The 13,165-nt window shown below is 40.9% G+C and carries 11 protein-coding genes and 1 pseudogene; 9 read left to right on the top strand and 3 right to left on the bottom strand.

What is annotated here, in order from left to right:
- The first annotated feature begins 2 nt into the window (after nucleotides 1-2).
- Genes ABS766_RS05825 through argH form a run of 5 tightly spaced genes read left to right on the top strand, consistent with a single transcriptional unit; the run spans nucleotide 3 to nucleotide 5,331 of the window.
- The gene (locus ABS766_RS05825; RefSeq protein WP_408084187.1) at nucleotides 3-1,136 is read left to right on the top strand and encodes an aspartate aminotransferase family protein; all 1,134 of its coding nucleotides are present in this window, start codon (nucleotides 3-5) and stop codon (nucleotides 1,134-1,136) included.
- A gap of 25 nt (nucleotides 1,137-1,161) precedes the next feature.
- Entirely contained in the window at nucleotides 1,162-2,115 is a 954-nt protein-coding gene (locus ABS766_RS05830; RefSeq protein WP_408084188.1) for an N-acetylornithine carbamoyltransferase, read from the top strand.
- Nucleotides 2,102-2,887, top strand: coding sequence for an acetylglutamate kinase (argB, locus tag ABS766_RS05835; protein WP_408084189.1), 786 nt, complete (start codon nucleotides 2,102-2,104; stop codon nucleotides 2,885-2,887). The genes ABS766_RS05830 and argB overlap by 14 nt, the downstream gene beginning before the upstream one ends.
- A gap of 15 nt (nucleotides 2,888-2,902) precedes the next feature.
- Nucleotides 2,903-4,006, top strand: coding sequence for a M20 family metallo-hydrolase (locus ABS766_RS05840; protein ID WP_408084190.1), 1,104 nt, complete (start codon nucleotides 2,903-2,905; stop codon nucleotides 4,004-4,006).
- A gap of 44 nt (nucleotides 4,007-4,050) precedes the next feature.
- On the top strand, nucleotides 4,051-5,331 hold the full coding sequence (gene argH / locus ABS766_RS05845; protein ID WP_408084191.1) for an argininosuccinate lyase: 1,281 nt from the start codon (nucleotides 4,051-4,053) through the stop codon (nucleotides 5,329-5,331).
- A gap of 31 nt (nucleotides 5,332-5,362) precedes the next feature.
- Here argH and ABS766_RS05850 read toward each other — a convergent pair whose 3' ends face one another.
- Nucleotides 5,363-5,782 (bottom strand): hypothetical protein, encoded by a 420-nt coding sequence (locus tag ABS766_RS05850; RefSeq protein WP_408084192.1) that lies wholly within the window; start codon nucleotides 5,780-5,782, stop codon nucleotides 5,363-5,365.
- A gap of 48 nt (nucleotides 5,783-5,830) precedes the next feature.
- The gene (gene ytxJ / locus ABS766_RS05855) at nucleotides 5,831-6,223 is read right to left on the bottom strand and encodes a bacillithiol system redox-active protein YtxJ (RefSeq protein ID WP_408084193.1); all 393 of its coding nucleotides are present in this window, start codon (nucleotides 6,221-6,223) and stop codon (nucleotides 5,831-5,833) included.
- 128 nt (nucleotides 6,224-6,351) lie between these two features.
- On the opposite strand from ytxJ, the gene clpB reads away from it, so the two are divergent.
- Nucleotides 6,352-8,958, top strand: a complete 2,607-nt coding sequence (clpB, locus tag ABS766_RS05860; RefSeq protein WP_408084194.1) for an ATP-dependent chaperone ClpB — start codon at nucleotides 6,352-6,354, stop codon at nucleotides 8,956-8,958.
- A gap of 99 nt (nucleotides 8,959-9,057) precedes the next feature.
- Here the strand turns inward: clpB and fahA are convergent, their stop codons facing one another.
- Nucleotides 9,058-10,356 (bottom strand): fumarylacetoacetase, encoded by a 1,299-nt coding sequence (gene fahA, locus ABS766_RS05865; protein ID WP_408084195.1) that lies wholly within the window; start codon nucleotides 10,354-10,356, stop codon nucleotides 9,058-9,060.
- A 121-nt stretch (nucleotides 10,357-10,477) separates the two neighbouring features.
- Between fahA and glyA the strand changes: the two genes are divergently transcribed.
- From glyA to msrB, 3 genes and pseudogenes are all read left to right on the top strand, one after another.
- On the top strand, nucleotides 10,478-11,752 hold the full coding sequence (glyA, locus tag ABS766_RS05870; RefSeq protein ID WP_408084196.1) for a serine hydroxymethyltransferase: 1,275 nt from the start codon (nucleotides 10,478-10,480) through the stop codon (nucleotides 11,750-11,752).
- A gap of 190 nt (nucleotides 11,753-11,942) precedes the next feature.
- On the top strand, nucleotides 11,943-12,383 hold the full coding sequence (locus ABS766_RS05875) for a hypothetical protein (RefSeq protein ID WP_408084197.1): 441 nt from the start codon (nucleotides 11,943-11,945) through the stop codon (nucleotides 12,381-12,383).
- Between the two features lie 326 nt (nucleotides 12,384-12,709).
- A pseudogene (gene msrB / locus ABS766_RS05880) lies at nucleotides 12,710-13,159 on the top strand (peptide-methionine (R)-S-oxide reductase MsrB); the annotation flags it as partial.
- Between the last annotated feature and the right edge of the window lie 6 nt (nucleotides 13,160-13,165).

Here is a 13,165-nt window from a genome sequence, read left to right on the forward strand (position 1 = left end):
CGATGAGTTTATTCAACGTATATCCCATTTATACCATAGCCCCGGTAAAAGCGCTGGGCGCTAAGGTTTGGGACGACAAAGGGCAGGAGTACCTTGATTTTTACGGAGGCCATGGTGTAATTTCAGCCGGGCACTCTCACCCTGATTATGTAAAGGCCATAAGTGAGCAGGTGGCTAAAATTGGCTTCTATTCCAATTCTATAGAAAATCCGTTACAGGTTACTTTGGCTGATAAATTGGTTACATTATCAGGTTATCCTGATTTTACACTTTTCCTCTGCAATTCTGGTGCAGAAGCTAACGAAAATGCCTTAAAGCTGGCCTCTTTCCACAACGGGAAGAAAAAAGTTATTGCTTTTAAAAAGGCTTTCCACGGGCGCACATCTGCTGCTGTAGCCGCTACAGATAACCCTTCTATTGTTGCTCCGCTAAATGCCGGGCATGAAGTGGTGTTTTTACCACTGAATGATGAAGCAGCCTTTAATGCAGAAATAGCCAAAGGCGATGTATGTTGTGTAATTATTGAAGGCATACAGGGTGTAGGTGGATTGGACCAGGGGAGTACTGAATTTTTTAAAACCATTGAAAAAGCCTGTAATGATAATAATGTAGTGCTGATAATGGATGAGATACAGAGTGGCTACGGCCGTTCGGGTAAATTTTTTGCGCATCAGTGGCATGGCATTACCCCGGATATTATCAGCCTTGCCAAAGGTATGGGTAATGGTTTTCCTATTGGAGGCATACTGATTTCTCCTAAGTTTGAGGCGAAGTACGGCTTGCTGGGTACTACCTTTGGTGGTAACCATTTAGCCTGTGCGGCAGCACTTTCGGTACTTGAAATCATTGAGAAAGAAAACCTGATTGACAACGTTAGCCAAATCAGTACTTATTTTAAAGAAAAGGCAGTAGAAATACCACAGGTTATAACTATAAAAGGGCGCGGACTGATGCTTGGGCTTGAGTTTGACTTTGATATGGCCGAACTCCGCAAAAAACTGATTTACAACGAGCATATTTTTACGGGCAATGCCTCGCAAAAGAATCTGCTGCGCATACTGCCGCCACTTTCTATAACAAAGCAGGATGTAGATGTGTTTTTTGCAGGACTTAAAAATGCACTTAAAGATTTATAACTTATAAAGATTACACTAAATCATAATGAAAAACTTCACTTCGGTAGACGATATTACAAACCTTAACGAACTCATTGCTTTGGCAAAGTCGGTTAAAGCAGCACCATTTGCCAATAAAGAACTGGGTAAAAACAAAATCCTTGGGTTGCTGTTTTTTAACCCGAGTTTGCGTACCCGGCTCAGTACCCAGAAAGCGGCGCTGAACCTGGGGATGGATCCTATCGTTATGAACCTGAATACCGAAGGCTGGACGTTGGAGTTTGAAGATGGTGTAGTGATGGATGGCGCCAGCAGTGAGCATATTAAAGAAGCGGCGCAGGTAGTATCGCAATACTGTGATGTTATTGCTATCCGGAGTTTCCCTACGCTTACTGACAAAGAAAAAGACGAGGCAGAGTATGTTATCAGTGCCTTTAAAAAATATGCCTCGGTACCGGTTATAAGCCTTGAAGGTTCTACCGAACACCCGTTACAGGCAGTTGCCGATGCCCTTACAATTGAGGAATACAAAAAAAAGGAAAGGCCTAAAGTGGTGCTGACATGGGCGCCACACCCGCGTGCTTTGCCGCATGCGGTGCCAAACTCTTTTGTAAAGGTAATGAAGAAAGCCGATGTTGATTTTGTAATTACTCACCCCGAGGGCTATGAGCTGAACCCTGAATTTACCAAAGGGGTAGCCATAACTCACAATCAGGATGAGGCCTTTAAAGATGCTGATTTTATTTATGCTAAAAACTGGAGCAGTTATAGAGAGTATGGTAAAATACTATCTAAAGACCCATCTTGGACGGTTACACCAGAGAAAATGGCACTTACAGATAACGGTAAGTTTATGCACTGCCTGCCGGTGCGCCGAAACATGATTGTTACCGATGCTGTACTGGATAGTGATAGTTCTATTGTAATTCCGCAGTCTAACAACCGTACCTATGCTGCACAGGCCATATTAACCAAAATACTGGAAGATGCAGGAAAGTAAACCGGAATTGACCATTGTAAAAATAGGGGGCAATGTAATTGATAACCCCGATGCGCTTAAAATGTTCCTGGCTGATTTTGCTGCAATGAAAGGTAATAAAATACTGGTGCATGGTGGTGGCAAGATTGCAACCAAAACAGCCGAAGGGTTGGGGATAACCGCCGTTTTTCACGAAGGGCGGAGGATTACCGATAAACCGATGCTTGATGTTGCAGTAATGACGTATGCCGGACTGATTAATAAAGATATAGTAGCACAGCTTCAGGCAAAAGGCTGTAATGCTATGGGGTTTACCGGGGCAGACGGGAATATTATATTATCTGAGAAAAGAAAAAATGCTGCTGTTGATTTTGGATTTGTAGGCGATGTTGTTGCGGTAAATGCCAAACTCTTACAGGTTTTAATACAGCATGGAGTTATACCGGTATTTTGTGCTATAACACATGATGGCAAGGGGCAGTTACTCAATACAAATGCTGATACTATTGCCAGTACGCTTGCTGTAGCCTGTAGTAATTATTTTAATGTGAATTTGCTATATTGCTTTGAAAAGAAGGGCGTTTTGATGGATAGCAATGATGATAATTCTGTTATTAAAAGCCTTACTTTTGATACCTATAAAACCCTGAGGGAAAAAGGCGTTATCCACAGCGGCATGCTGCCCAAGCTGGAAAATTGCTTTAATGCATTACAGCAGGGCGTAACAAAAATAGGCATCGGCAGCCCTGAAATGCTGAAAGGTAACATTACATATACTGTAGTGAGCCGCTAACCAAAACACAAATGCATGAGTGCGAAAACAATACATACACTAACACAGGAAGCTCTTACTTTGTTGAAAAAGCTTATAGCAACACAGTCTTTTTCATCTGAAGAAGAGGGTACTGCGCTGCTTATAGAGGCCTGGTTCAATAATAATAACATATCATTTAAAAGGGAAAATAATAATATCTGGGCTTTCAATAAAAATTTTCAGGAAGGGAAACCCCTTTTGTTGCTTAACTCCCATCATGATACCGTAAGGCCTAACCAAGGGTACACACGTAACCCTCTGGAACCTGTTGTTGAAGACGGCAAACTTTTTGGACTTGGCAGTAATGACGCAGGTGGATGCTTAGTATCACTTATTGCCACATTTACCTATTTTTACGAAGCTGAAAACCTGCACTATAATATTGTAATGGTAGCGTCGGCTGAGGAGGAAAGTAGCGGGCCTAAAGGGCTTAACAGTGTTTTAAAACACTTGCCTAACCTTGAGCTTGCCATTGTGGGAGAACCCACCGAAATGCAGCTTGCCATAGCAGAAAAAGGACTTTTAGTGCTTGATGTAACGGTTAAAGGAACACCGGGACATGCGGCTCACCCTAATGATGATGTTTCGGTTTATAATGCGATACCTGTTATAGAGTGGTTCCGCGATTACCGTTTTGAAAAAGTGAGCGAAGTACTTGGCCCGATGAAAATGACAGTTACCGGTTTAAGTGCCGGAAAACAGCATAATGTAATTCCTGCCGAATGTAACCTTGTGGTAGATGTACGTGTGAACGACAGGTACACAAATGCTGAGGTTATGGCAATAATTACTTCACAGCTCGAAGCGAATTTTGGTACAAAAGTACAAGTAAAACCACGTTCGCTACACTTAAATTCATCTTCTATAGATAAAAATCATGCCCTTGTAAAAGCCGGGGAGGCTTTGGGTAGGACAACTTATGGCTCGCCTACATTAAGCGACCAGTCGGTGCTCAGTTGCCAGTCGCTAAAGCTGGGCCCGGGGCTTTCGAGCCGCTCCCACAGCGCTGACGAATTTATATACGTACATGAAATTGAAGAAGGCATTGAGTTGTATATTAGGATTTTAAGCCCATTTTTGGGATTGATAAAGGATTAAAGATAAAGAAAACTTTAAACCTGAAACTTTAAACAAGGAAAACAATGAAACTTTGGGATAAAGGCATACCAACCGATAAAAAAACGGATATTTTTACTGTAGGCAATGACCGTGAACTTGACCTTGTACTGGCTAAGTATGATGTTATAGGCTCTATGGCGCAGGCGAAAATGCTGGCTAAAACAGGCTTAATTACAAATGATGAAGCAGATAGCGTGGTTGCAGCATTACAGCAGATTCAGGCTGATATTGACGCAGGTAACTTTATCATAGAAGATACTTTTGAAGATGTGCACAGCAAGGTAGAATACCTGCTGATTGAAAAACTGGGCGATACGGGAAAGAAGATACACACAGCGCGATCCCGTAACGACCAGGTGCTTACAGATGTACATTTATACCTTAAAGATGAACTGAATACCATAAAAGCACAGGTTAAAGAACTTTTTGACCTGCTAATGGCCTTAAGCGAAAAGTATAAAAATATACTATTGCCTGGCTATACGCACCTGCAGGTAGCTATGCCATCATCTTTTGGTATGTGGCTTTCGGCCTACGCCGAAATTTTGATTGACGATGTTACGCTGCTTAATGCTGCACTTGTGGTAGCAGATCAAAATCCGTTAGGCTCTGCTGCGGGTTATGGCAGCTCTTTCCCTATAGACCGTACATTCACTACTAAGGAGATGGGTTTTTCTACACTCAAGTATAATTCGGTTGCAGCGCAAATGAGTCGTGGTAAAGTAGAGAAAACTACTGCTTTTGCCATTGCATCGGTAGCAGGAACATTATCTAAGCTGGCGATGGATATAACATTGTATCTGAGCCAGAATTTCAATTTTATCAGCCTGCCACAGCATTTAACAACAGGGAGCAGCATTATGCCGCATAAAAAGAACCCTGATATTTTTGAGCTTATTCGTGGTAAATGCAATAAAATTCAGGCATTGCCGTATGAAATTACCCTTATTACCAATAACCTGTCGAGCGGTTACCACAGGGAATTCCAGTTATTGAAAGAAGGCTTGTTTCCTGCTTTACAAACCTTAAAATCGTGCCTTGAAATGGCGCATTATTCCATAAAGGAAATTGAGGTGAATGAAAATATCCTGGACGATAAAAAATACGATTATCTTTTTACAGTAGATGCCCTTAATGAATTAGTAGCCCAGGGAGTACCTTTCCGTGATGCTTATAAAATTGTGGGCGAACAGGTGGAAAACGGCACATTTGTATCGCCAAAAGCTACTAAACATACCCATGAAGGGAGTATTAATAATTTATGCCTTGAAGAAATAAGGGAGAAGATGGAAAAGGCAATGTGATAATTTACACTTTAAAAAATTAAGTGACACCTCATAGTAATTTGAGATGGTTCTTTACAAGTTGAAGATTTTGAAACTGTGCTTGTAAAGATTTTACCATACTATCAATATGATGTTTATTCACAGGCAGAGTATCTAAGTTATTATATAGATTATCGTTTAGATTATCTTCATATTCAGATTTTACAAATTCATAATACTTTATAAAAGTGTATGTTCCAAATATGAGATTATTTCCAAAGCCTAAATCAATTTGCTTTTGAAGTAATGCTTGTATCTTTAAGGAAATTCTTTGGTTCATTTTGAAATGAGCCTTCAGATTTTCTTTTTCAGCCGTTGGTTCTTGCTCTGGAAAAACTGGAGGAGGAATATTGAATTGTCTGTGATAAGTTTGAATTGCAACAGCTAACGCTATAATACCAGTAACTACTCCTATTACCTCCCAAGTCATAAGTAAGTTTTTAGAAGTAAATTTAACAAAATTATAGAATATTATATACTATATCTTCTCCTTCACAACACCCGCATCAATATCACCGTGTGAGGTATCATAGATCGATTGCCCGTTTTTAATTAATAAAATTTGCGGACTTTGGTGTACCACATTAAAGCGTGAGGCTATTTCATTGCTTACATCGCGGTATTGTATCAGGTCCAGGAAATAAGGTTTTACTTCATCCTCTTCAAGGCTGTATTCATTTTCAAAATTCTTCAGCGCCATACGGCTTACAGGGCAACGGGTACTGTGCTTAAAAATAATAACAGGCGTTTCAGCAGACTCTTCTACAATAGTATCCAATTGTTTTAGTTCTGTTAAATCGTTCCACTTTATTGCGCTGCCTGTTGTACCTTTATTGTCAGAATTACCGAATAATTTATCAAAAACTCCCATGATTGCGGTTTTTTAGGACAAAATGTCTGTTTCATGATTTTAAAAACTCATAAACAGGTCAAATTGTCAGATTTTACTTATTGGAATATAAATTGAAATACACATATCAAATTTAATGAAATAACGATATGAACTTTGCCAATTTTACTATAAAATCACAGGAAGCCATACAAAGGGCACAACAAATAGCCCAGGGCTTTGGCCACCAGCAGATAGAAAATGAACACATTGTGAAAGCTATCCTGGAGGTTGACGAAAATGTTACGCCGTTTTTACTGAAAAAACTCAATGTAAATGTACCACTCTTTACACAGGTGCTTGATGCTACCCTGCAGAGCTTTCCTAAAGTACAGGGTGGTGAAATGAGTTTATCAAGAGATGCGGCCACTACACTTAACGAGGCAAGCAATATTGCCCGTAAAATGAATGATGAATTTGTGAGTATTGAGCATCTGCTTCTGGCAATATTTCCTTCTAAAAGTAAGGTAGCCCAAATATTAAAAGACCAGGGCGTAACAGAGAAAGGCTTAAAATCTGCTATTGAAGAGTTACGCAAAGGCGACAGGGTTACCAGTGCCAGTGCAGAGGAAACCTACAATTCGCTTAACAAATACGCCAAAAATTTAAACCAGCTTGCCAATGATGGTAAGCTTGACCCGGTTATTGGGCGCGACGAAGAAATTCGCCGCGTGTTGCAGATACTAAGCCGCCGTACTAAAAACAACCCTATGCTTGTAGGTGAGCCTGGGGTGGGTAAAACTGCTATTGCCGAAGGTTTGGCACACCGTATCATTCAGGGCGATGTACCTGAAAATCTTAAAAATAAGGTAGTGTACTCGCTGGATATGGGTGCCCTGATTGCAGGAGCCAAATACAAAGGCGAGTTTGAGGAAAGGCTTAAGTCTGTAGTAAAAGAAGTAACCCAGGCTGAGGGCGATATTGTACTCTTTATAGATGAGATACATACGCTTGTTGGGGCAGGAGGCGGCGATGGCGCTATGGATGCAGCCAATATACTAAAACCCGCCCTTGCCCGTGGGGAACTGCGTGCCATTGGTGCTACAACGCTTGACGAATACCAAAAGTATTTCGAGAAAGACAAAGCGTTGGAAAGGCGTTTCCAGAAAGTAATGGTTGATGAGCCGGATACCGAAAGCGCTATTTCCATACTGAGGGGAATTAAAGAAAAATATGAGGCCCACCACCAGGTGCGTATAAAAGACGATGCCATTATTGCGGCAGTTGAATTATCGCAACGCTATATAACCAACAGGTTTTTACCGGACAAGGCAATTGACCTTATGGATGAAGCCGCGAGTAAGCTACGGATGGAGATTAACTCCAAGCCGGAAGAGCTTGACGTGTTAGACCGTAAAATAATGCAGCTTGAAATTGAGATAGAAGCCATTAAACGTGAAAATGATGAGCCCAAGCTTAAATCGCTGGGAATGGAACTGGCTAATATTAAAGAAGAACGCAACGAGATATTTGCCCGCTGGAAAAGCGAAAAAGATATTGTAGATAATATTCAGGCTGCCAAAACCGATATTGAAAATTATAAAGTGGAAGCCGAAAAAGCAGAGCGCGAAGGCAATTTTGGAAGGGTGGCAGAATTACGCTACGGTAAAATTAAGGAAGCAGAAGAGCAGCTAAATGCTATGGAAAAACAGCTTCAGGAAACACAAAAGGGCGAAACCCTTATTAAAGAGGAGGTAACCAGTGAGGATATTGCTGAGGTTGTTGCTAAATGGACAGGGGTACCGGTTACCAAAATGCTGCAAAGCGAACGTGAAAAACTACTTAACCTTGAAGCCGAACTGCATAAGCGTGTAGTAGGGCAGGAGGAGGCCATACAAGCGGTTAGTGATGCTGTGCGCCGTAGCCGTGCCGGGTTGCAGGATCAGAAAAAGCCTATAGGCTCGTTTCTTTTTCTGGGTACAACAGGCGTTGGTAAAACAGAACTAGCCAAAGCGCTTGCAGGTTACCTGTTTGACGATGAAAATGCCATGACGCGTATTGATATGAGCGAATACCAGGAGCGCCACAGTGTAAGCCGATTGGTAGGTGCGCCTCCGGGATATGTTGGTTATGATGAAGGCGGGCAGCTTACTGAAGCAGTACGCAGAAAACCTTACAGCGTAGTATTGCTTGATGAAATAGAGAAAGCACACCCCGATACCTTCAATATTTTACTGCAGGTGCTTGATGAAGGGCGCTTAACGGATAATAAAGGCCGTTTGGCAGATTTTAAAAATACTATCATAATTATGACCAGCAATATGGGCAGCGGCATAATTCAGGAAAAATTTGAAGCCATTAAGGATGTTGAAACCGCTATGGAAGCTGCCAAAGTAGAAGTGCTTGGCTTGCTGAAACAAACGGTTAGGCCCGAATTTATAAACCGTATTGATGATATAGTAATGTTTACACCGCTTACGGCAGCAAACATAAGGGAAATTGTAAGCATACAGCTTAAAGGGGTATCTAAACTGCTGGCACAGCAAAACATTACACTTGATGCTACCCCCGAGGCAATTGATTACCTATCTCAAAAAGGATATGACCCCGATTTTGGTGCCCGCCCGGTAAAACGTGTAATACAAAAAGAGGTAATGAACGAGTTGAGTAAAGAAATACTTGCCGGTAAAGTTACCACCGATAGTATTATATTACTGGATAGTTTTGATGGCAAACTCGTTTTCCGTAATCAAAATGAACTGGTAAATAACGACTGAACTTCCGAATTGACTATATAAACAAAGCGCCGCGATTTTTTGCGGCGCTTTTTAGTTTACATCTTTATTTATATTTACCTCCTGTTTTTAATAGAAAGCTTAAGCTGTTTTAGTTTCTTTTTTATTATAAACCGGCAGTAGCCTGGTGCTTACATCACCAAACCCTATACGTATTTCGTCGTTCTGGCAATAGCCGCGCATTATTACACAGTCACCATCTTCAATAAATTTACGTTCGGTCCCATCGCTAAGTTTAATAGGGTTTTTGCCCCCCCAGCTAAGTTCCAGCATAGACCCAAAACTATCGGGTGTTGGCCCGCTTATAGTACCACTTCCCATAACGTCGCCACTGTTTACGCGGCAGCCGTTTACGGTATGGTGTGCAAGCTGTTGCGCCATGCTCCAGTACATGTATTTAAAGTTGCTGTTGCAAATTACATTTTCTTCACCGTCGCCCGGTTTTATAGCTACCTGTAGGTTAATATCAAAAGCATGGTTGCCTTCCTGTTCAAGATAGCTTAGTGGCTTCGGTTCCTGCTCAGGCCCTGTAGTACGGAATGGTTCCAGGGCATCCATAGTTACAATCCATGGAGACATAGATGAGGCAAAGTTTTTGGCAAGAAAGGGCCCTAACGGTACATATTCCCATTTCTGTATATCTCGTGCGCTCCAGTCGTTAAAAAGTACCATGCCAAAAATATGTTCTTCGGCTTCTTCAACAGGTATTGGTTCGCCCATAATATTGGCATCGGTAGTGATAAAAGCCATTTCAAGTTCAAAGTCAACACGTTGGCTTGGGCCAAAAACAGGCTCTGTTGCACCGGCAGGCAGCGTTTGCCCCATTGGGCGGTGCACAGGTATACCGCTGGGCACAATGGTAGAGCTGCGCCCATGATAACCTACAGGCAGGTGCAGCCAGTTAGGTAATAAAGCGTTTTCCGCATCACGGAACATTTTACCCACATTGGTAGCATGCTCTTTGCTACTATAAAAATCGGTATAATCACCAATTAAAACAGGCAATTGCATTTCAACTTCATCCATAGTAAAAATTAGTATGTCGCGATGCTTTTGGTTATCACGCAGCACAGGGTTTTCGGTATCAAAAATATCGGCTATACGGTTTCGTACCAGCCTCCAGGTTTTTTTACCATCGCTAATAAAGTCGTTCAGCGTGTCCTGCATAAACATATCATCGGTAAGTTCAATACCTTCAAAATAATTTAATTGTTGCAGGGCGCCCAGGTCTATGGCATAATCGCCTATCCGGGTACCTATGGTAACTACGTCATCTTTGGTAATAAAAACGCCAAAAGGTATGTTCTGGATTGGGAAATCACTGTTTGCGGGCACATCAAGCCACGATTTTCTATTTGGATCGTTTGCGGTTAATGGCATATTTTAAATAGTTTGTGTTTTTTAAAACTGTTAATGTATCTGTTTATCAAATATACTTTTGTCTGATATTTTACCAAACGTTTTTTGTACTTTTGGCAGCAAATTAACGAAATTTTATATAATGCAACGCGACGAACAAATTTTTGACCTTATCCTTGAAGAACAGGACAGGCAAATACACGGACTTGAACTCATAGCATCAGAAAATTTTGTAAGCGACCAGGTGATGGAAGCAGCAGGTTCTGTACTTACCAATAAATATGCAGAAGGGTACCCCGGAAGGAGGTATTATGGTGGTTGTGAGGTTGTTGATGTAATTGAACAAATAGCTATCGACAGGGCTAAAAGCCTTTTCGGCGCGGAGTATGCCAATGTGCAGCCACATTCAGGTTCTCAGGCTAATGCATCGGTTTTTCATGCCTGCCTTAAACCGGGCGATAAAATTCTTGGTTTTGACCTTTCTCATGGAGGGCACCTTACACACGGTTCTCCTGTAAACTTTTCAGGGAGGCTTTATAACCCTGTTTTTTACGGGGTAGAAAAAGAGACAGGAAGGCTTAATTATGATAAGATACAGGAAATAGCAACAAAAGAAAAACCGCAAATGATTATTGCAGGCGCTTCTGCCTATAGCCGCGATATTGATTTTAAACGTTTTCGTGAAATAGCCGATAGTGTTGGCGCTTTATTGCTTGCCGATATATCGCATCCGGCAGGGCTTATCGCTAAAGGCCTGTTGAACGATCCTATACCACATTGCCATGTTATTACTACCACTACGCACAAAACCCTGCGCGGGCCACGTGGCGGTATGATACTTATGGGCAAAGATTTTGAAAATCCTTTTGGTATTAAAACACCTAAAGGAGAAATACGCATGATGTCTTCATTGCTCGATGCAGCTGTGTTTCCGGGTAATCAGGGCGGGCCGCTGGAGCATATTATTGCTGCCAAAGCCGTTGCTTTTGGCGAAGCTTTAAGCGATGAATTTTTCCGCTATGCCTTACAGGTTCAAAAGAATGCCAAAGCCATGGCCGAAGCTTTTGTAAAGCGCGGTTATGATATTATTAGCGGAGGTACTGATAACCACATGATGCTTATTGACCTGCGCAATAAAAACATTACAGGCAAAGAAGCCGAAAACGCGCTTGTAAAAGCGGAAATAACGGTAAATAAAAATATGGTTCCTTTTGATGATAAATCGCCATTTGTAACTTCGGGCATCAGGGTAGGTACTGCAGCCATTACCACGCGTGGGCTTCTTGAAACGGATATGGAAACGGTAGTTGGCTTTATTGACCGTGTTATACAAAACCATACGGATGAAGCCGTTATTGAAGAGATTGCTGATGCAGTAAATGATATGATGAGCGAAAGGCCTATATTTGTATTCTAAATAACGTAAGGTTCAAAATAGAAAAACCCTCTATATCGGAGGGTTTTTTATTCAGCAAAGTTTAGTTCGCCCTTACTAAACTCTGTATTGGCTTTAAATAAAGCCTGCGTAAGAATTTTATGATTTTTTTATTATAACATCTTTATGTGTTTTGTAAATTTATTAGGTAAACTAAAAAACCAAAGTTATTATGAAAACATGTATTGTAACGTTACTTATTTTATTTCAGGGATTATTTGCAGGCGCACAAACTTTTGGGGCTACCGGCCTTGATGTTCAAGGTAATTTTGATGCTACAAAACCTATTTACCGTCAATGGCTAAAATTAGCAAACAAGCCGGATGTTACGTATAAATTTCAGTTAACGCCGGAAGGCCTGAATGATGCAATGAAACTTACAGAGCGTATTTTGATTGAAAATGGATTGGATATAGACAACCCGGATATTTATAAAAGTATTGAAGCCGATAATATAAAAGGATCAGACCCGCAAGTGCTGCATAAAGCGATTCAGAGTGATAAAGCGCGTGTAAACCTGGCATGGTATTCACCAGACGGTTCTACTTTACATTTGTTTTTAGGTAAATATAGTTATGAAGTTAATGTGCTCAAGGCGTATAAAGCTAATTAAATAACACCTATTTGTTTATTTGTTATTTTCTAAAGATTATTGAAATTATTAATTTAATTTCTCAGAGTAAAGTCTTACATTAGTAAATGAAATTAAATTTTCATTGAATTTTTGGGGGCAACAATTCGATACATCAATAAATCCCTTTCCTCTACGGAAAGGGATTTATTATTTATATAGTAGCGCTAAAAAGCTTGACTGAATGGTTGTTTTAAAACATGACAAAAGGGCTGCTTTTTTATCCTTACAGGGGTACAACTTGTTTGGCATACTTTTTATACTAAGTAATAATATAAATCCACAATTAAAAAGAAAGGAATTTTAAAATGCTAAAATGGATTGATGTTATACGATTTGCGACTACAGGAAACCCTGATCCCGACAAAAAAATTATAAAAACAAATGAAGAGTGGCAAAAGCTACTGATGCCGGAAGCGTTCAGGGTGACTCGCTTAAAAGGTACAGAGCGGGCACACAGTTCTGAAATGTGTTCTATTTTTGAACCTGGAAAATATGCCTGCGTGTGTTGTGGAACATTATTGTTTGATGCTAACGAAAAATTTGAAAGCGGTACCGGGTGGCCCTCATTTACGCAGCCTGTTACCGAAAATGCGATTGCTTATCACAAAGATGTAAGTTATGGAATGGTGCGTATTGAAGCATTATGTAACACCTGTGATGCGCATTTGGGTCACGTTTTTCAGGATGGCCCCCAACCCAGCGGATTAAGGTATTGTATGAACGCTGTTGCGCTTAAAAAGGTAGAAAGCAACGAAAGCAAG

It is taken from the genome of Flavobacterium rhizosphaerae (assembly GCF_046000445.1).
Lineage (GTDB): Bacteria > Bacteroidota > Bacteroidia > Flavobacteriales > Flavobacteriaceae > Flavobacterium > Flavobacterium rhizosphaerae.

What these genes read in the sequence shown, in the direction of transcription:
- ABS766_RS05825 (WP_408084187.1), top strand. Translation starts at nt 3, where the DNA reads ATGAGTTTATTCAACGTATATCCCATTTATACCATAGCCCCGGTAAAA.
- ABS766_RS05830 (WP_408084188.1), top strand. Translation starts at nt 1,162, where the DNA reads ATGAAAAACTTCACTTCGGTAGACGATATTACAAACCTTAACGAACTC.
- argB (WP_408084189.1), top strand. Translation starts at nt 2,102, where the DNA reads ATGCAGGAAAGTAAACCGGAATTGACCATTGTAAAAATAGGGGGCAAT.
- ABS766_RS05840 (WP_408084190.1), top strand. Translation starts at nt 2,903, where the DNA reads ATGAGTGCGAAAACAATACATACACTAACACAGGAAGCTCTTACTTTG.
- argH (WP_408084191.1), top strand. Translation starts at nt 4,051, where the DNA reads ATGAAACTTTGGGATAAAGGCATACCAACCGATAAAAAAACGGATATT.
- ABS766_RS05850 (WP_408084192.1), bottom strand. Translation starts at nt 5,782, where the DNA reads ATGACTTGGGAGGTAATAGGAGTAGTTACTGGTATTATAGCGTTAGCT.
- ytxJ (WP_408084193.1), bottom strand. Translation starts at nt 6,223, where the DNA reads ATGGGAGTTTTTGATAAATTATTCGGTAATTCTGACAATAAAGGTACA.
- clpB (WP_408084194.1), top strand. Translation starts at nt 6,352, where the DNA reads ATGAACTTTGCCAATTTTACTATAAAATCACAGGAAGCCATACAAAGG.
- fahA (WP_408084195.1), bottom strand. Translation starts at nt 10,356, where the DNA reads ATGCCATTAACCGCAAACGATCCAAATAGAAAATCGTGGCTTGATGTG.
- glyA (WP_408084196.1), top strand. Translation starts at nt 10,478, where the DNA reads ATGCAACGCGACGAACAAATTTTTGACCTTATCCTTGAAGAACAGGAC.
- ABS766_RS05875 (WP_408084197.1), top strand. Translation starts at nt 11,943, where the DNA reads ATGAAAACATGTATTGTAACGTTACTTATTTTATTTCAGGGATTATTT.